This is a genomic window from Actinomyces acetigenes (assembly GCF_031296635.1).
GTDB classification, from domain to species: domain Bacteria; phylum Actinomycetota; class Actinomycetes; order Actinomycetales; family Actinomycetaceae; genus Actinomyces; species Actinomyces acetigenes.
This window is the reverse complement of sequence record NZ_JASPFC010000018.1, coordinates 12,607-31,518: the sequence shown is the minus strand read 5'-3', so window position 1 is coordinate 31,518 and position 18,912 is coordinate 12,607. Positions and strand designations below refer to the sequence as shown.

Here is an 18,912-nt window from a genome sequence, read left to right as displayed (position 1 = left end):
CGTAGTTTATTACCGGCGCTAACGCGCGTTATCGGATCGGCGTAGGAGACGGGCAGCAGCCCCTGAGCATCGCACCGCCCCGCAACGGCGCCCCCCGCCCGTTCACGCCGAGCCCGTTTCCCGGAGGACAGCACATGAGTCGGACCGTCCGAGTACTCAGCGCCCTGACCGCCTTCTGCCTGCTGGCAGCCGGCTCTACGCTGGCCTCCATGCCCGCAGCCGCCTCCGGCCAGGCCCAACCGGTCTCCCTCTCCCCGACCGCACCGGCGCCGCCGAAGGCCGACCAATCCGGCGAGCGGTGGCGTCCGCAGACCCATTACACCCCCCGGAAGAACTGGATGAACGACCCCAACGGACTCGTCTACTACGACGGCGAGTACCACATGTTCTACCAGTACAACCCCGAGGGCTCGGACTGGGGCAACATGTCCTGGGGCCACGCCGTCTCCAAGGACCTGGTCCACTGGCAGGAGCTGGGCGTGGCGATCCCGCACACCTCGCAGTACGGGGTGTTCTCCGGCTCGGCGGTCATTGACACCAAGAACACCTCCGGCCTGGGCAGCCCGGACAACCCGGCCATGGTCGCGGTGTGGACGCGGGCCGACGTCGGCGGCAACCAGTCCCAGTCCCTGGCCTACTCCACGGACAAGGGCCGCACCTGGAACCTGTACAACAACGGGGATCCGGTCCTGGACATCGGCTCCCACGAGTTCCGCGACCCCAAGGTCTTCTGGGACGAGACCTCCGGGCGCTGGACCATGGTGGTCTCCCACGCCACTGAGCACCGCGTCTCCTTCTATTCCTCCCCCGACCTCATCCACTGGACCGAGCAGTCCAGCTTCGGCGGGGAGGGCATCACCTCGGCGGTGTGGGAGTGCCCGGACTTCTTCCCGCTGCCGGTCGACGGCAGCTCCAAGGAGACCAAGTGGGTCCTCGTGGTCACGGTGGCCGACTCCGCCCAGTACTTCGTGGGCAGCTGGGACGGCTCTACCTTCACCCCTGACGAGATCCCCCACTACACCGGCGAGGAGGGCACGACCCTGGCCGACTTCGAGAACGGCTACGCCGGTTGGAAGGCCGACGGCGCCGCCTTCGGCTCGGGCCCGGCCACCGGTGACCTGCCCGGGCACCAGGGCAAGGCCTACGTGGACTCCTTCGGCAGCGGCGACGCCGACACCGGCACGCTGACCTCGGATGAGTTCACCGTCTCCTCGTCCTACATCAACCTGCGCACCGCCGGCGGCAAGCACCCCTACAACCCCAAGGCCACCGGTGACAACGGCGGCGGCCGGCTCCTGGCCGGCTTCGACGGCTCCTGGGACGGCTGGACCGTGGAGGGCAGCGCCTTCGGGGCCACGCCCCCTCAGGGCGCCACCCCCGGCCAGCAGCCGCTGGTCAACCACTCCAGCGCCGGGCTGCTCAACACCTACCTGGACGTCAGCAACGGGCAGGGCTCGGATGCCACCACCGGCACCGCGACCTCACCGACCTTCACCATCGACTCCGCCTACCTCAACCTCCTCATGGGCGGCGGCAACAACCCGCGCCCCAAGGGCGACGCCGAGGGAGGCTCGGGAGTGAGCGTCGTCGAGCTCGTTGTCGACGGCAAGGTGGTGCGCTCGGCCACCGGCCGCAACCTGGAGGAGCTCAACTGGCAGAGCTGGGACGTCAGCGACCTCAAGGGCAAGTCCGCCCAGATCGTCGTCACCGACACGGCCACCGGCCCCTGGGGGCACATCCTCCTGGACGAGGTGCGCGCCTCGGACAAGAAGGCCTCCCCCATCGCGGACAACACCTCGGTCAACCTCGTCGTCGACGGCAAGGTCGTCGCCTCCGCCACCGGCAACAACTCCGGGACCCTGGAGTGGACGAGCATGGACGTGACGGCCTACAAGGGCCGCAAGGCCCGCCTGGTCATTGAGGACCGCAACGGCAACGCCGAGGACTGGGGCCACCTCATGGTCGACCAGATCCTCCAGTCGGACACGAAGGCCTTCTCCGGGGCCGACGTCGTCCCGCGCCTGGACTACGGCAAGGACTACTACGCGGCCGTCACCTGGAACAATGTCCCCAACGGCAAGCGCTACCAGGTGGGTTGGATGAGCAACTGGGCCTACGTGCGCGACCTGCCCACCACCACCTGGCGCACCGCCATGTCCACGGTGCGCGAGATGGGGCTGACCCGGGTGGGCGGCAAGCTGCGCCTGACCGCCCAGCCCGTCACCGCCCTGGAGTCCCTGCGCACGGGGCAGGAGCTCACTCGGACGAATACCGACATCCCGGTGGGCGAGACCTCCCTGGGGCAGACCGCCCAGGGCACCTCCCTGGACATCAGCGTCGACCTGAAACCCGGCGCCTCCTCCTTCGCCGGCCTCAAGGTCCTCGACAACGGCGAGCAGTACACGCTCATCGGCTACGACTCCAAGGCCAAGCAGCTCGTCGTGGACCGCACCCACTCCGGGGTCACCGACTTCTCCCCGAAGTTCCCGGGCCGTTCCACCGCGCCGCTGTCACCGGACAGCAAGGGACAGGTCCACCTGCACATCGTCGTCGACGCCCACTCCGTGGAGGTCTTCGCGGCCGACGGCACCCCCGTCATCACCGAGACCGTCTACCCCGGACAGGACGCCACGGGGGTCTCGCTCTACGCCGAGGGCGGCACGGCGCACCTGGACTCCCTGAGCCTGTGGCACCTGGGGTCCGTTCAGGATAAGGGCGCCCCAGCCGAGGGTCCCGACTCCCCCGAGCCCGGCAAGCCCGCCGTCCAGGAGCCGGCCCGCGGCCAGGCGAAGGCGGCGTCGGCGTCGGCAAGCCCCACTGCCGCAACTGCAGGCAGGAGTGCTTCGGCCCGGTTCCCGCTGGCCCGCACCGGTACGTCCCTGGCTCTCGGCGCCTTGGGGGCGGCCGCCGCCGCGACCGGCGCCTACGCGCTGCGCCTGCGCCGTCGGCGCTCCTGAGCACTCCGCCCCTCACGGCCGGGGACCTTCGACGCCGTCGGGGACCGGACCGGAGAGGCGGTGTGACGCGCCGTCAGGCCGAGGAACGACGGATGATTGTGCCCGGCAGGAGCGTCTCAGCGGGCACCTCCTCGCCCTCCATGAGGGCCAGCAGGTGGGAGACGGCCACCTGGCCCATCTCCTCGAAGGGCAGCGCGACCGTCGTCAGTGCCGGATGGACCTGGTCGGCGATGAGCTCCTGGTCGTCGATCCCGATGACGGCCACGTCCTCACGCACCCTCAACCCCTGTTCACGGATCGCGGCATAGGCGCCCATTGCCATGCAGTCGTTGCCGCACACCAGCCCGGTCAGCCAGGGATCGTCCGTCAGGAGGCGGGAGGCGGCCGCGTACCCGTCCCGGGCGGTGCCGTGGCCGACGGCCACGTGCACGGTGCTCCAGGGGATACCGGCCTGCTCCAGGTAGGTCCGACAGCCGACGCGCCGTCCCGGGGCGGCCTCACCGTCGTTGGGGTCGAGCTCGATGACGCCGATGTCGCGGTGATGGCCCTCCAAGAGCGCCTGCGCGGCCAGGCGCCCCATCTGCTCCTCGTCAGGGCGCACGCAGGGAAGGCCGGAGACCGGGTCGATGCAGTGGACCAGGACGGTGGGGATCTCGCGGGCCTGCGCCGGCATGCGGACCCGGCAGTTCCAGCCGGTGGCGTAGATGATCCCCTCGACCCTGGACTTCAGCAGCGTCTCGAAGGCCTCGGCATCCACGCTGGCCTCCGTCGAGGTCGGCACGATGAACAGCGTGTAGCCGGCAGCCCGGACGGTGTCCTGGATCCCGCGGATCGTCGCGGCGGCAAAGGGACTGGTGACGATCTCGGAGACCAGGCCGATCAGGGAGGATCGGCGCGAGGCCAGAGCCCGCGCCCCACCGTGCGGGCGGTACCCGAGCTCGGCAGCCACCTGCTGGACGCGCTCACGGGTCTGCGGAGGGATACGAGCGCCGTCGCGGTTGTTGAGCACGAAGGACACGGTGGTGCGCGAGACGCCGGCCGCCTTGGCCACGTCCGCCATCGTGGTCCTGTAGGTGTCCCCCACCCGGTCTCCTCCCGGCCCCTCCGACTGCGCCGCCACCTGCACACCCCGTTGGGATCGGGCGCGTGCACCGCCTGGCGTCCTGACGGCAGTCTGCCAGGACGACGACGCAGCGCATAACCCTGAGCGCCGGCAGGCGGATCATGAGGCAGCGCACCCGGCCCCTGTGCGCCACGACACCCTCCGGCTAGGCTATTTCTCATGACGCCATCCCCCACTCCCAACTTCACGGTGCGCGCTGTCCTGTGGGACATGGACGGCACCCTCATGGACTCCCAGCCCTTCTGGGACGAGGCCTTCATCCACCACTGCCAGGCCCTGGGCGGCAACCCGCGCCCCGAACTCGTCGCCCAGATGACGGGGGCCTCGATCCGTCAGGCCCGCGAACTCATCGCCGCCACCGGCGCCACCCGCTCCTGGGACGACCCGGCCACGCAGGAGGTCTTCGAGGCGATCGCGCACGACGTCGAGGCCTCCGTGAGCGCAGCCCCTCCCCTGGTGCCCGGAGCACTGCGGATCACCTCGGCGCTCTCAGAGGTGGGGCTGGCCCAGGGAATCGTCTCGGCCTCACCGCGCCGGATCGTCGAGAAGGTGGCCTCCGCGCTCGGCGACGTCTTCGCCGTCCTGGTCACCGGTGACGACGGTGTCGGAGCCAAGCCCGATCCGCTGCCCTACGCCACGGCGGTCGAGCGCCTCGACCTGCGCCCTCAGGACTGCGTCGTCGTCGAGGACTCCCCCACAGGGGCGGCCTCGGCCCGGGGCAACGGGATCCACGTCGTGCAGATCGGGACGACCAAGCACTTCCCGGCCGACCCCGGCCTCGTCGTCGTCCCTGACCTGGCCTCAATCACCCCGCACCTGCTGCTGTGGGCGGAGCGCTGAACCGGACCGGCGCCAGGCGGGCACCAGCTCACGACCGACACCCACGGACAGGACCGGCTCGGGAACGAGAGGTTCCCGAGCCGGATGGGATGGATAGGGATGCTGGTGCGGATTCGTATGGTGCCGAGCCGGTGCGACGCGGCGCCTCCGGCTGTCAGGCAGCCTTGGGCCGCTGAGGAGTCTCCGGGGTCTCCTGGACCTCCCACCGGCTGCGCAGGCACTCGGTGTAGAGGCGGATCTCCGCCACCAGGTCGGTGGACAGGGCCTCCGCGGCGGCCGTCCCGGGCGTCGTCGAGCACAGCCACTGCAGCTGGAGGCCGTCGACGAGGGCGACCAGGCTGCGCGCCACGAGGCGCGAGGGCATCTGTGGGTCCACGAGCCCGGCGGTCTTGCCGGCCTCGAAGCTGGACTCGAAGCGCTCGACGGCGCTGTTGAGGTGGTTGGCCATCCACCGGTGCGCGGGGTGGTCGGCGTCGAGGACCGAGACCGCCGTCGCGGTGTAGATCGCCGTGAGGTCCCGGTGGGCGACGTTGCGCTCGAGCAGCTCGATGTAGCGCTCCAGCAGGGCCCAGGGGTTGCCGTCCAGGTCGGAGTCACCCGCGACGTCGAGGGTGTCCAGGTTGCCGACGGTGTCGACGGGGGCCTCGGCGGCGTCACCCTCGACGGCCGGGGACTCCACGAGAATGCTCAGGGCATCCTCGCGGTCACGACGCTCCAGCACCTTGCAGAAGAGCTCGTCCTTGGAGGAGAAGTGGTGCAGGAGTCCGGCCTTGGAAATGTCTGCCGCGTTGGCGATGTCGGCCAGGGAGGTGCCGGCATACCCGTGCTCTCCGAAGAGAACCACGGCTTCGTTGAGGATGCGTGCTCGCTTGTCCTCGCTGCCCGCTCGGGGGCGCCCGGGTCCGCGCCGCCTAGCCGGGGCAGCTTGGGGCGAAGTCGGGGTACTGACAGTGTTCATGGCCGAATCATGGCACCTTCCAGTAAGGGAATTGCAAGGCAGAAAGGCCTTCAACGGAATAATCCGCTCAAGTGTGACCTCCACGTGCCCTCCTCGTGACGTGAGTGACGACTTGGTCTCGGTTTTCACACAATTAACCAGCCCCTACCAGCACAGAGTTCCCCGACCACGCGGTCTGCTGGGGCTGCTGGGATTGCAGGCCACCACATCTTCCCGCTACCACCCAGAACGTCTTATGACTCCACCCAGGTTCATGCAGCAACACCATGATGGTCACAGTTGTGTAACATTTGCGAGATTCTTGTTTCCGGTTCAAATACATGCGTCGGCTCTCCCCAGAGCCTCCACCCCCCGGGGAGAGCCGAGGCCGAGCGAGCAGGATCGTCACCACCCCTCAGGAGACAGTGACGTTACCCGAGGTCGGCCCGGTGGCCGTCCCGCCGTTGGCCGTCACCACGGTGATGGAGGAGGACTCCGAGCCGGCGGTGATGGCGCCGTCGGAGGCGGTGGCATCCATGGTCAGGGCGAGGACGCCCCCGTTGGAGCCGGCCGTCCCCCAACGGTCCTCAGCCGCGGTGGCCAGGCCGCCGGTGGTGGTTAGCGTGCAGCCGGTCAGGGTCGCCTGGGAGGAGGTATTGGTGACGTAGAGGATCGGGACCTTGTGGGTGCACGTGAGGCTGACGCCGGTCATGGCCAGGGTGGAGACCTCCGTGGTGGCATCGGCGTCGGCGGCGTCGCCCGACATGGACTGGTAGAGCATGACGCCACCCTTGGTGGAGGCGCTCGTAAGCGTCGAGCTCGACACGGTGGCGTGGTTCTTGCCCTCAACGACGACGGCCTGGGAGGCGTTGGCCTGACCGGTCAGGCCACTGACGATGATCTGCCCGGTGGAGTAGAGGCACGGGGAACCGTCGCCGTTCGTGGTGAAGGTGTTGGTGCCGTCGACCGTGACGGTTCCCGAACCGCGGTCGGTGGCGAGCGCGGCGCAATGGGCACCCTGGGTCTCGATGGTCAGGTCGGATCCGGTGATGACGCCGGCGTAGGTGGCGTGCAGGCCGCGGGAGGACTCTCCGGTAGTGGCGATGGCGCAGCTGGTGACGGTGGCATTGGCGCTGCCGGTGGCGACGACGGCGTTGGCGCCCGAGGCGTCAGTGGTCAGGGTCGTCTCGCTGACGGTGACGCTCGACCCCTGGCCGACGACCACGACGGCGGAGTTGAGACCGTAGAAGCTGTAGGAGTCGTCGACACCGTGCTGGCCGCTGGAGGCGGCGTCTCCGGCCTTGGCAATCCTGGCATTGGTGATCGTCAGTCGCCCGCCGTTGACCACGAGGAAGACGGCCTGATCGGCGGTGGCCGACTCGAAGGTGCCGCCGTCGATGGTGGCGGTGGTGCCGTCGACAAGGTAGGCCCCGGAGAGGGTCACCTGCTTGTCTCCGATGGTGCCGCTCCAGGTGCCGGCGGACAGCGGTGTGTTGGAGGCGCTGGCCTCGTGGTACTCGGGGGAGGAGGCGGCCCGGGAGGCCGCGGCCAAGGCGGGCCCGGAGGACGAGCCGCCACCCCTTCCGGAGGACCCGGCGGCGATCGCCTCGCCGGAGGAGCCACAAGCCGCAACGAGACCGGCGGCTCCCAGGCCGAAGCCGGCCATGAGGAGACTGCGACGCCTCATAGTGAAGGAGATCCCCGAATCACAACCGCGCAGGGCGGCGTCGGCGGCCGCGGCGGCCTCTGCCGGGGTAATGGGGGTGGTGGGTGCGGACAGGGTCATGATGTGTCTCCTTGAATCAGCAGGGGCGGCGCGGCGAGCGCGGCGGCGTGGCACTCTCCCGCAGCACCGACGGTTGTCCATGTCGTGTGTCCGTGTTGCTGGGGGTTGCTGGGGGTTGCTGGGGGTTGCTGGGGTCGCCCAGGGGCGCCCGGGCTCCGTGTCTCCACTCTTGGGCCCCGGCCTGTCACTACGGCAGCACTCCCCCGTGACCACGCTGTGAACCCGGCCGAGTTCGGCACATACTGCACGAGGGCGGGGCACTACTGGGGAGGGCCGGAGGCACTCCACGTAGGTCAGGCTCTCTGTGTTGTCTCATGACTTCTGAGACAGGTGAGTGTCATGACTTCTGAGACACCGGTTGGGCGGCTTGCCGCGGGCCGTGCTACACACCACGCCTGACCAGTTCAGCCCCGGCCTCCGAGCTCCCATTGAGCGAGCGCCTCGCGTTCGTAGGGTAGCCCTCGCGTTCGTACCCTGAACCCCCGAACGCGAGGCATAAGGTACGAACGCGACGCCGGCCTACGCGGCCGACTTCGCCGCCAAGACACCACGGACTCGATCCCACCCTCCGCCCAGCGACCACTCCACGAGGGTGGGGTGCCACTGCACGAGCGTCGGGTGTACTCCATGGGGGTCGGGGGCTCGTGCAGTACGCACAACCCCCGGCCAGTAGATCCCCACCCTCGTGCACATTGGTCGACTCGGGGCGGGAAGGGGTCCGGGCCCGAAACTGGGCGTTGAGCCCCGGCCTCCGAGCTCCCATTGAGCGAGCGCCTCGCGTTCGTAGGGTAGCCCTCGCGTTCGTACCCTGAACCCCCGAACGCGAGGCATAAGGTACGAACGCGACGCCGGCCTACGCGGCCGACCCCGCCCCACAACCCCGCGAAGTCGATCCCGCCAGCAGCCCAGTGTCCACAGCGCTGACATGAACGAGCCTGCCGCCAAAGCATCCAGCGGAAATCGTTGGAATCCTGCGGTTCCTCCCCGGCATGCAGTGCCAATGCAGAGTTGATGTCAGCACCATGGACACCCACACCCGTCACGCCCCATCTCTTCGGCCCACCCTCGCCTCCAGGACCACTGCCTGCCCCGGGCTCCCGCCCGAGCGAGTGCCTCAGAAGCCACGACACTCAAACGTCTAGAAATGAGGGGACAGCACAGCAGGCCGGGCTCTCGCGCAGTGCGCACAACCCCCGGTCAAGTCTTTTGGTGTGGTGTAGATCGGGTTAGGGGTTGAGGGTGATGGTGTTGTGGTCGGGTAGGGCGTGCTGGTCGTGGTGGAGTGTGTGGGTGAGGTGTCTGAGGGAGGTCTCGGACAGGTAGCGGCGTTCGCCGTACTGCCATTCCTCGTGCTGCTCGAGCAGGACGGCACCGATCAGGCGGGTGACGGACTGCCGGTCGGGGAAGACTTGCACGACGTCGGTGCGGCGCTTGATCTCGCGGCCCAGACGCTCAATGGGGTTGTTGGACCAGATCTTGGGCCAGTGCTCCCTGGGGAAGGGTGCGAACGCGGTCAGGTCCGGCTCGGCGTCGGTGAGCATGTCAGCGACTTGCGGGAAGGAGGGGCGTAGGGAGTCGATGACGTGCTGGTACTGGGCGGTGACGGCCTCCCGGCTGGTCTGAGCGAAGATCGTGGAGATCAGGGCGCCCGCAGGCTTGGAGCGAGCCGAGCCCAGCCTGGAGGTGATGTTGCGGGCGAAGTGGACCCGACACCGCTGCCAGGCGGCGCCAGGCAGGATCGCCTTGACCGCGGCCCGGATACCTGGGTGGGCGTCACTAGTGACCAGCACGACGCCCTGGGGGTCCTGGTCGGTGGCGACCCTCAGTCCCCGCTCGCGCAGGGACCGCAGGAAGGAGGTCCAAAAGTCCGTGGTCTCAGCGTCGCCGAGCGCCATACCCAGGATCTCGCGACGTCCCTGGGCCGAGACCCCGGTGGCGACCACCAGGGCCTGAGAGACCACCCGGTGGCTGACCCTGACATCCACGTAGGTGGCATCGACGAACACGTAGGGGAACCAGGTGTGGTCCAACGGGCGGGTGAGGAACTCACCCACTGCCTCGTCGATGTCCTTGCAGATCCTTGAGACGGTGGATCTGGAGATACCCGACTCGTTGCCCAGGGCCTTGACCAGGTCGTCGACCTTGCGGGTCGAGACCCCTTCGATCCAGGCTGAGCAGATCACGGCGTACAGGGCCTTGTCGACCCGTTTGCGTGGGCAGAGCAGGGACGGGAAGAACGATCCCTGCCGCAGCTTGGGGATGGCCAGGTCCACCTCCCCGGCCGTGGTGGCCAGCTTCTTGGGGCGCTTGCCGTTTCGTCGGTTGGAGCGCGTGCTGGAGCGCTCATAGGGTTCTGCGCCGATCTGGGCGGTGGCCTCGGCGTCGATCAGGTCCTGCAAGCCGGCCTGGAGTAGACGACGGAAGACGTCATCATGGGCCAGGTCCGGGTCGGACAGGACTTCCTGAATCAGGACGGAGACGGCAGACTGGTCACTGGGCATCGTGGGAGTACCTCCTGGTGAATCTTGGTCGAAAATCCGGGTCCCACGATGCCCCCTCTACTGATCTCAGGCAGCCACACCGGCCAGGGAAGCCCCGCAGGAATTGCCACCACACTAAAAGACTCACCCCAACCCCCGACCAGTGGTTCCCCACCCTCGCGCAGTAAGCCCGCCCCGGGACCACAGATACGCATCATGTATGCATGTGCATGCAGGTATGATGCATTACACTTGCGCCATGACTGTTCTTGCCGGCCTGCTCGACCAGCTCGACCTCAGCGACCAGGAGCTCGCGGACGCGATGCGCGAGGCCACTGCCCGCACGTCGCAGGGCGGCGTCGGCCCGGTGTCCGCCGGCATGACCGACTTCCTGGCCCGAACCACCCCTCGCGGCCGCAGCAAGTCCACAGCCCGCACAGTGGAGCGCATCCTGTCCGATCGCACGTACGCCGAGCAGCTCACCGCCCAGCATGAGGCCGTCCAGGCGGCCTGCACGCTGGCGCGCTCTCTGAGCACCCGCCAGGTCGCCACCCTGCTCAGCCGGACAACGACGACGATCACCCGCGCGGCCGGGCGCACCCTCTACGCCTACCGCGAGGGGCGGTCGCTGAGGTTCCCCACGTGGCAGTTCCATGAGGGCTGCCCGATCCCGGGGCTGGCAACGGTGGTACCCGCCCTGCGCGAGGGGCTGACGCCGGCCACCATCGAGGCGCGGATGACGACGTCGGACCCCGAGCTGCTCGACGGGGCGACACCCACGCAGTGGTTGATCGCCGGCGGGGACCCGGCGGCGGTGGTCCAGCAGCTCTCGGATGCGGACCACCGGTGAGTCCCCGACCGAAGAATCCTTCGCAGCCGCCGTCGACGCTCCACACCCGCCCGGAGGACATCGTGACGGTGGAGCACGCCGAGCTCGCCCGCGTCGCCTTCGCGCACAGCCCTCATCCCCTGCCGTGGGGTGAGCTGCGGACCTGGGGGCCGCACCCGCGATGCCGCTGGGATCCGCACCCGCTGCCGACGGGGGAGCATCCGGAGCACGGGGTCCTGTACACCGCCGGCGACCTGCTCACGTGCGTGGCGGAGGTCTTCGCCGACACCCGCGTCATCGACACACGCAGCGATATACCTCTTCTGCAGGTCTGGGAGGCGACTCGTCCGCTGCGCCTGCTCGATCTCACCAGCACCTGGGCGCTGCGCAACGGAGCCTCGGTCAGCCTCGACAGCGCCCTGCGCTCGACGTGCCGGGCCTGGGCGCGAGCCATCCGGATTCAGCTGCCCGACGTCGACGGCCTGCGCGCCCGCTCGACGATGACCGGGGGCGAGATGACAGTGCTGTTCTCCCCCGCGCGCGACAGCCTGCCGACCCTGCCCCGGGACACCGCCCCACTGGCGGACGCCACGCTCTACGCCCTGCTGAAGACGCTCGCCCCCGACATCGGCTACGAGATCGTCTGAGCTACCGCAAAAGTCACCAACAGTTCCGCTCACGTTCTATTAGCGGGAATGTGTTCCAGCTCAGAACTAAGACTTCCTCGCACGACAATCAGAATTTCTGACAACACATCCAAAAGCAGCCTAATACCCTCGTCGTCAAAATACTCAACCGTCTTGTTGTTAAATCCGCGAGATTTCAGTGACTCGAAAAGAACTAGTCCTACAGGACTTCCTCTGCTGCCAATCCGCTTGCCAACGAATGATAAACTTTGCATGCGAGCCACAACGCCGCGCACTTCTGCCTCATCCATGCCATGATCAACGCAACTTTGAACCCACTCTTCCACATCAGAAGGCAGATCAACTTCTACGTGCCTCCCCATCTGCCAGACCTTCGAGATAACACCTTGATTATCAGGATACTTCCCTCTGCCGATCGAACTCAGGTTAGGGTTACCCGACCGTCGACAAACCGAGACAAAGGAGTTCTCTCGATGAAAATAGACCGTGAGACGAGCCTCACTCGCATTAGCATTTGCTTTAGAGACCGTCTCATCGAAGAGACGCTGCGCAACCACGTTGAGGGCGTCGCGAAGTTCGCCCTCCCACTGCTCTTGCTGCTCGCCAAGACGGTCAGCCTCCCGCAAGAGCTCTTCTCTTGTCGGCCGTACCCTAAGGGTGTGAATAAGCGATAAAATCACCCCCAGAACACCAAGAATAATGCAAATCCACCACAGTACTTCACTGCCAGGAAAACGACGAGAGCCGGAAAGACTGGGATAGAGGAGGACGATACTAGAGAATGTTGCCACAACTTCCCCGAAGTGACTTTTCAAGCGACGCCGAAACGTCAATGTCAGTATCTTGTCTTCAAGATCTCCCGACAACTCTTTCGCCACCTTCGGCATTCTCTCAGACGAGCAGAATATCAGGCGTAAGAAAGGGAAGTCTGTCGACGCGACACTTCTTCAGCAGCTTCACCCATCATGTTAAGCGCGCTTGAATAGACTACCTCCGCAAGCTCAGCAGCCCCCTGGGCACTATCCGCCTGGACAAGTAAGCTCACATAGATTGACCCTGCCGACGGAAGCAGTCGCACCTCATCATAATCGACATGGTCAACGGTCTCGGCTGCGCTTTTTAGAACACTACTGAGCAACTCGCACAGATGGTTCGCGCGAGCCTTATCATTCACCTTAAGGTAGGTTGCGGTCGAATACGTCTTCATCGGTGCTCCTGGGTTGGGGCGCGGTGGATCACCTTGTAGGAGCAGGTTACATGCTCCCACCGACATCTTGGGGAGGTTCAGCCCGCAGCATCGCGGCTGACGCCCGGAGATGAGCGCACACCAGACAGATCGGCGGATCTCCACGAATGCCTGCCTCGTGTGACCTTGGGCGCGCGGGGGCGCCTCCCGGTGGGTCGGTTGGGTGAGCGCCCCTACGATGGTCGTATGCGCCCTTCGCCCCCGCAGCCGCCGCGGCGCCCCTCCCGGACCGGCCGCGACTCGTCGTCGGCATCCGGAGGCCGTCGAGCGTCCGCCGGTCATCGGCGCAGCCCCGAGGGTCGGCGCTCCCCGCGCCGCCCGCTGGACGCACCCGATCCCGCCAGCCGGCGAGCACTCACCATCGCCCGCCGGGAGCGGCGGCGCCGGCGCTCCCGCAACCGGCTCCTCTACGGAACGACCTTCGTCGTAGCGCTGGCCCTGATCGTCGTCAGCCTGCGAGCCTGGGGACTCCACCCCGGTTTCGCCCTGCCGCTGGGCTCCTCCCCCAAGCCGTCGACGACGCCGTCGCAGGCCACCGCCGTGCCCTCCGCCCGGGCGTCCGCCAGCCGCGCGCCCTCGCCGTCTGCGTCGGCCGCTTCCTCCGCCTCACCGACGCCGTCAGCCTCGGCTCTCCCGTCCCCGCAGCTGGACTCCGAGGGCTTCGCGCACTCCGGCGCCGTCGGCAACGGCACCTGGACGATCGCGCCGGCCGTGCCCGTCTCCCGGCCCGCAGCCGCCACCGTCTACCGCTACGTGCTGCGGGTCGAGGGCGGCACGTATGTTGATGCCGCAGCGGCGGCCCCCATCGTGGAACGCATCCTCAATGACGAGCGTGGCTGGCCCACGGCGCAGAACACGTCCTTCCAGCCGGTCGCCGACCCCGCGAGCGCGGACTTCACCTTCAACATCGCCACGCCACCCAGCGCCGACGCCCTGTGCTCGCCGCTGGACACCGGCGGCATGTGGAGCTGTCGCAACGGGGACAATGTGGTCATCAACTCCGACCGGTGGAACTGGGGCGCCGTCACCTATCCCGACGTCGACTCCTACCGCACTTACGTCACCAACCACGAGGTGGGCCACTTTCTCGGCCACGAGCACGAGTTCTGCGCCGGAGCCGGTCTCAAGGCCCCGCTCATGGCCCAGCAGAGCCATGACCTGGCCGGCGGCTGCGTGTACAACGCCTGGCCCACCCAGGACAACCAGCCCGGCTGAGGCCCACGACGACGCCGGCAGCGTGTGCTGGCAGCACAGAGGGGGCGGGCCCACCACTCAGGTGGGCCCGCCCCTCATCGCTGGCGCCTGTCACTGACCTGTCGCTGACCTGTCACTGCCTCGGCACGGCCTCGGCACGGCCTCGGCTTCAGTCGGCCGCCTCAGCCGGGTTCCGAGCTCAGGCCGGCGACGCCGCCGAGGAGGCCGACGGCAGGTGCGCCTCGCCCTCGGCCCGCAGCGTGAGCCCGTCGGAGCCATCGACCTTGTCGACGACGACCCTCTGGCCGTCGAGGACCTCCCCGGCCAGCAGCATGCGGGCCAGGCGGTCGCCGATCTCGCGCTGGACGAGGCGGCGCAGCGGCCGGGCCCCGTAGGCGGGGTCGTAGCCCTCGTCGGCCAGCCAGCTGCGGGCGGCGTCGGTCACCTCCAGGCTCAGGCGCCGGCCTGTCAGGCGCTTGGCGATGCGGGCCAGCTGGATGTCGACGATCTCACCCAGCTCCTCCTTGGAGAGGGCCTCGAAGACGATGATGTCGTCGAGGCGGTTGAGGAACTCTGGCTTGAAGGAGGCCTGAACCACGCTCATGACCTCGTTGCGCTTCTCCTCGGGGCTGGTGAGCGGGTCGGTGAGGAACTGGCTACCCAGGTTCGAGGTGAGCACGAGGATGACGTTGCGGAAGTCGACCGTGCGCCCCTGGCCGTCGGTGAGGCGGCCGTCGTCGAGCACCTGCAGGAGGATGTCGAAGACCTCGGGATGGGCCTTCTCAACCTCGTCAAGCAGGACCACGGAGTAGGGCCGACGCCGCACAGCCTCGGTGAGCTGGCCGCCCTCCTCGTAGCCGACGTACCCGGGAGGGGCGCCCACGAGGCGCGCCACGGAGTGCTTCTCGGAGTACTCGGACATGTCGATGCGCACGATGGCACGCTCGTCGTCGAAGAGGAACTCGGCCAGGGCCTTGGCCAGCTCGGTCTTGCCCACGCCCGTGGGGCCCAGGAAGAGGAAGGAGCCGGTGGGGCGGTCGGGGTCGGAGATGCCGGCCCGCGAGCGGCGCACCGCGTCGGCCACGGCGGCCACGGCGGCCTTCTGCCCGATGAGGCGCTCACCAATGACGTCCTCCATGGTCAGGAGCTTCTCGGTCTCACCCTGGAGGAGCTTGCCCACGGGAATGCCGGTCCAGGCCCCCACGACCTCGGCGATCTCGGGGGCGCCGACCTTCTCGGCGATCATCGGCTCACCGGCGGCCTGCTCTGCAGCGTCATCGGCGGCCTCGGCCTCGCGGATCTGGCGCTCCAGGGCGGGCATGTCGCCGTAGCGCAGGCGACCGGCCTCCTCGAAGTTCCCCTCGCGCTCGGCCAGGTCGGCGCGGGTGCGCATCTCGTCCAGGGCGGCGCGCAGCTCACCGACCTTGTTGTGGCCGGCTTTCTCGGCCTCCCAGCGGGCGTTGAGCGAGGCCAGCTCCTCGGAGGCGTCGGCCAGCTCGGCGCGCAGGCGCTCGAGGCGCTCGACGTCGGCGGGGTCGGCCGTGGAGACGTCCTCGATGGACTCGTCCAGGTAGGCCTCCTCCATGCGCATGCGGTCCACGCGACGGCGCAGCTCGTCGATCTCGACGGGGCTGGAGTCGAGCTCCATGCGCAGCCGGGAGGCGGCCTCGTCGACCAGGTCGATGGCCTTGTCGGGCAGCTGGCGGCCGGTGATGTAGCGGTCGGAGAGGGTCGCGGCCGCCACGAGGGCGCCGTCGGAGATGGTCACCTGGTGGTGGGCCTCGTACTTGGGGGCGATGCCGCGCAGGATGGCGACGGTGTCCTCGACGCTGGGCTCACCGACGAAGACCTGCTGGAAGCGGCGCTCCAGGGCGGGGTCCTTCTCGATGTTCTCCCGGTACTCGTCCAGGGTGGTGGCGCCCACCATGCGCAGCTCGCCGCGGGCCAGCATGGGCTTGAGCATGTTGCCGGCGTCCATGGCGCCCTCGGAGCCGCCGCCGGCGCCGACGACGGTGTGCAGCTCGTCGATGAAGGTGATGACCTCGCCGTCGGAGTCCTTGATCTCCTTGAGGACGGCCTTGAGGCGCTCCTCGAATTCACCGCGGTACTTGGCGCCGGCCACCATCCCGGACAGGTCCAGGGCGATGAGGCGCTTGCCGCGCAGGGACTCGGGGACGTCGCCGGCCACGATGCGCTGGGCCAGGCCCTCGACGACGGCGGTCTTGCCGACGCCGGGTTCACCGATGAGGACGGGGTTGTTCTTGGTGCGCCGGGACAGGACCTGCACGACGCGGCGGATCTCGGCGTCGCGGCCGATGACTGGGTCGAGGCGGCCCTCCCGGGCGGCCTCGGTGAGGTCGGTGCCGTACTTCTCGAGGGTCTTGTAGGTGCCCTCGGGGTTGGCGGAGGTGACGCGCGAGGAGCCGCGGACCTGGGGCAGGGCCTTGACAAGGGCGTCCGGGGTGGCGCCGGCATCGGCCAGGATGCGGGCCACGGTGGGGGCGGAGCCGGAGGTGTCGCCCTTGGCCAGGCCGATGAGCAGGTGCTCGGTGGAGATGTACTCGTCGGACAGCTCCTTGGCGACCGTCGAGGCGGCCTCCAGGGCGGCCAGCAGGGAGCGCGAGGGCTGGGGCTGGGTCATGGAGGAGCCCGAGGAGGCGGGCAGCTGGGTGAGGATGCGGCGCGCGGAGGCGCCGACGGCCTGGCGGGCCGCTGTGTCAGGGCAGACGGCGGCCAGGAGTCCGGCGGCGACGCCGTCGGGCTGGGAGAGGAGCTCGATGAGCAGGTGCGCGGGCTCGATCTGAGGGTTGCCGGCCGCGGCGGCGGCCTGCATCGCGCCGGAGATCGCCTCCTGCGACTTGGTGGTGTAGTTGGTGTCCATGCGGATCTCCTTCAAGAGGTGGTGACGTCTTGTGTCTTCTGGTCACCACAACCTTCACAGAGTTGAGTCTATTCCGCTCAACTTCCAGGACCGGCAGTGACGTGGGCTACTCCGCGGGCCCTTGTCGTTGGAATCCCGTCGGTGATCGCGCCCACCCGCGACATGCCAACCAACCGCTTGAAACACCGCTGTTCGACGCCACCGCTATGGTCACATCACGATCACGTCCTCACCCCGGAGACATCATGAGAACCACGCGCGCCGTCCTGGCCCTGGCCACCATCCTCATCCTGGCGGCCTGCTCGCAGACCAGCCCCTCGTCGGCGGGCTCGGCCACAGCGGCCGGTTCGGCACCCGTGGCCGCGGCAACGTCGTCGAGCGGGGGCGGCGCGAGCACCTCCGGCAGCGCCACCCCCTCCATCCCGGCGGGCCACCAGGCGGTCACCGCACCGACATCCGGCCTCACCTTCGCGATTCCCGAGGACTGGCAGGACCTCAACGCCCTTCCCGAGGCCCAGAAGGCGCTGCTCGCCCGGGCTCAGGGGGTGGATCCCTCCACCCTCACCCAGCGCCTGAGCAGCACCGACGCCTTCTACGGCCGGTTCTCACAGAGCGGCGGCATCTCCTTCAACAGCGCCGCGGTCGCCAAGGAGACCGAGACCTCCTCCACGCCCCCGTCCCAGGAGAGCCTGGATGAGACCATCACCCGGCAGGGAGGCACGCCGACGGGCTACTCCACCAAGCAGTCCACCTACGGGCAGGCCGCTGTCGACACCTCGACCGCGCAGGTTCAGGGCGCCCAGACGGCCGGCGCGGTCGTGGCCGTGCCGACGTCGTCGGGCACCTACGTGCGCATCGCCGTGACGGCCGGCAACGAGCAGGAGGTCAATACCATCGTGTCCACCATCCTCACGACGGCCCGCTGACGGGCAGGGGCGATGGCGAGCCTGTCACAGCCCGGCCACCGCGAGCCCCGCCTTCAGTCCACGATGGGGAATCATCCCCATCGAGTATTCTCAGCAAAACGTGATGACCTAGTTATCACACTCGCACTCGCACACTGGAGCATCATGAAATCCGTACGCACCGCCGCGATACTACTGGCCGGCCTCGCCCTGACCGCCACCCCCGTTCTGACCGCCTGCTCTCAGAGCACTGGGGGCTCCAGCTCCTCCAGCTCAGCCGCCTCCGACAGCTCGTCAGCATCAGACAAGGGCGACACCAAGGACAGCAAGAAGGACAGCAAGAAGGACGCCGAGGCGGACAAGACCGACAAGGCCGACGACAAGGCCTCCGCCAGCGCCACGAAGAGCGACCTGCCCAAAACGACGCCCGCGGGCTACCAGGAGATCACCGCCCCCACCGTCGGCATCACCTTCGCGGTGCCCGAGGGCTGGCAGGCCACCCCCCTGGACGAGACATCCGACATCTACTACAAGGCCCCCGACACCGGCGCCGAACCCTACCTCGGCAACGCCAACGTCTCCAAGACCGTCATACCCGCCACCGCGCCCCCGACCGAGGCTGAGCTGAGCGCCGCCCTCACCTCGATCCCCGGAGGGACCCCGACCGGTTACTCCACCGAGCAGACCGCCAATGGCGAGGCGGCCGTACTCAACTACACCGCGAACATCGGAGGCCAGACGGTCAACGGTGCCGTGATCGCGGCCCCCACCAAGGAGAAGGGGAAGTACGCCATCATCGCCGTCAACGCCGGTTCCAGCGGTCAGACCGTTGACGAGCTGAGGACGACCGTCCTCGAGACGATCCACTGAGCACAGCCAGGGGCACCTCACTCCGGGTGGGGACACTCCACACGGCCAGAGACTTTTCCGTTCAGCCGGGGGCATTCGACGCCGTCGGGGACAGCAATCCTGTCCCCGGGCGTGCAGGATGTCCCCGGCTGGAAGTTTCGGCACCCGACCACGCGCAATGCCCCGCCCGCACACAACACCTCGGCCTGACACCGTCGGCAGCGGCTGCACGGCAGGG

At 68.3% G+C, this 18,912-nt stretch carries 14 protein-coding genes; 7 read left to right on the top strand and 7 right to left on the bottom strand.

Annotated features, from left to right (window positions below; translation table 11 throughout):
* The first annotated feature begins 134 nt into the window (after window positions 1-134).
* Window positions 135-2,957 carry a GH32 C-terminal domain-containing protein gene (locus RIV14_RS08530; RefSeq protein WP_075372049.1) on the top strand — a complete coding sequence of 941 codons (2,823 nt, stop codon included), beginning with the start codon at window positions 135-137 and terminating at the stop codon, window positions 2,955-2,957.
* A 73-nt stretch (window positions 2,958-3,030) separates the two neighbouring features.
* Here RIV14_RS08530 and RIV14_RS08525 read toward each other — a convergent pair whose 3' ends face one another.
* Window positions 3,031-4,041, bottom strand: a complete 1,011-nt coding sequence (locus tag RIV14_RS08525) for a LacI family DNA-binding transcriptional regulator (RefSeq protein WP_081379473.1) — start codon at window positions 4,039-4,041, stop codon at window positions 3,031-3,033.
* A gap of 198 nt (window positions 4,042-4,239) precedes the next feature.
* On the opposite strand from RIV14_RS08525, the gene RIV14_RS08520 reads away from it, so the two are divergent.
* Window positions 4,240-4,920, top strand: coding sequence for an HAD family hydrolase (locus RIV14_RS08520; protein ID WP_075372050.1), 681 nt, complete (start codon window positions 4,240-4,242; stop codon window positions 4,918-4,920).
* A 154-nt stretch (window positions 4,921-5,074) separates the two neighbouring features.
* Here RIV14_RS08520 and RIV14_RS08515 read toward each other — a convergent pair whose 3' ends face one another.
* The 3 genes from RIV14_RS08515 to RIV14_RS08505 all read right to left on the bottom strand — a co-directional run bounded on the left by RIV14_RS08515 (window position 5,075) and on the right by RIV14_RS08505 (window position 10,144).
* On the bottom strand, window positions 5,075-5,878 hold the full coding sequence (locus RIV14_RS08515; protein ID WP_256693084.1) for a TetR/AcrR family transcriptional regulator: 804 nt from the start codon (window positions 5,876-5,878) through the stop codon (window positions 5,075-5,077).
* Window positions 5,879-6,272: 394 nt separating this feature from the next.
* On the bottom strand, window positions 6,273-7,643 hold the full coding sequence (locus tag RIV14_RS08510; RefSeq protein WP_218638384.1) for a hypothetical protein: 1,371 nt from the start codon (window positions 7,641-7,643) through the stop codon (window positions 6,273-6,275).
* 1,226 nt (window positions 7,644-8,869) lie between these two features.
* Window positions 8,870-10,144 carry an IS256 family transposase gene (locus RIV14_RS08505; protein WP_075372053.1) on the bottom strand — a complete coding sequence of 425 codons (1,275 nt, stop codon included), beginning with the start codon at window positions 10,142-10,144 and terminating at the stop codon, window positions 8,870-8,872.
* Between the two features lie 238 nt (window positions 10,145-10,382).
* Here RIV14_RS08505 and RIV14_RS08500 point away from each other — a divergent pair, with 238 nt between their 5' ends.
* Window positions 10,383-10,973, top strand: coding sequence for a hypothetical protein (locus RIV14_RS08500; protein ID WP_075372111.1), 591 nt, complete (start codon window positions 10,383-10,385; stop codon window positions 10,971-10,973).
* The gene (locus RIV14_RS08495; protein ID WP_075372054.1) at window positions 10,970-11,599 is read left to right on the top strand and encodes an RES family NAD+ phosphorylase; all 630 of its coding nucleotides are present in this window, start codon (window positions 10,970-10,972) and stop codon (window positions 11,597-11,599) included. The genes RIV14_RS08500 and RIV14_RS08495 overlap by 4 nt, the downstream gene beginning before the upstream one ends.
* A 29-nt stretch (window positions 11,600-11,628) precedes the next feature.
* On the opposite strand, the gene RIV14_RS08490 is transcribed toward RIV14_RS08495, so the two are convergent.
* Both RIV14_RS08490 and RIV14_RS08485 read right to left on the bottom strand, forming a co-directional pair.
* A complete protein-coding gene (locus tag RIV14_RS08490) occupies window positions 11,629-12,477 on the bottom strand; it encodes a hypothetical protein (protein ID WP_143224189.1) in 849 nt (282 codons plus the stop codon).
* 29 nt (window positions 12,478-12,506) lie between these two features.
* On the bottom strand, window positions 12,507-12,806 hold the full coding sequence (locus tag RIV14_RS08485; RefSeq protein ID WP_143224190.1) for a hypothetical protein: 300 nt from the start codon (window positions 12,804-12,806) through the stop codon (window positions 12,507-12,509).
* 225 nt (window positions 12,807-13,031) lie between these two features.
* On the opposite strand from RIV14_RS08485, the gene RIV14_RS08480 reads away from it, so the two are divergent.
* A complete protein-coding gene (locus tag RIV14_RS08480) occupies window positions 13,032-14,060 on the top strand; it encodes a DUF3152 domain-containing protein (protein ID WP_075372056.1) in 1,029 nt (342 codons plus the stop codon).
* A gap of 178 nt (window positions 14,061-14,238) precedes the next feature.
* Here RIV14_RS08480 and clpB read toward each other — a convergent pair whose 3' ends face one another.
* A complete protein-coding gene (gene clpB / locus RIV14_RS08475) occupies window positions 14,239-16,920 on the bottom strand; it encodes an ATP-dependent chaperone ClpB (protein ID WP_075372057.1) in 2,682 nt (893 codons plus the stop codon).
* Window positions 16,921-17,165: 245 nt separating this feature from the next.
* Here clpB and RIV14_RS08470 point away from each other — a divergent pair, with 245 nt between their 5' ends.
* Window positions 17,166-17,846, top strand: coding sequence for a hypothetical protein (locus RIV14_RS08470; protein WP_075372058.1), 681 nt, complete (start codon window positions 17,166-17,168; stop codon window positions 17,844-17,846).
* Window positions 17,847-17,990: 144 nt separating this feature from the next.
* Window positions 17,991-18,695 carry a hypothetical protein gene (locus tag RIV14_RS08465; RefSeq protein WP_075372059.1) on the top strand — a complete coding sequence of 235 codons (705 nt, stop codon included), beginning with the start codon at window positions 17,991-17,993 and terminating at the stop codon, window positions 18,693-18,695.
* Window positions 18,696-18,912 lie beyond the last annotated feature (217 nt).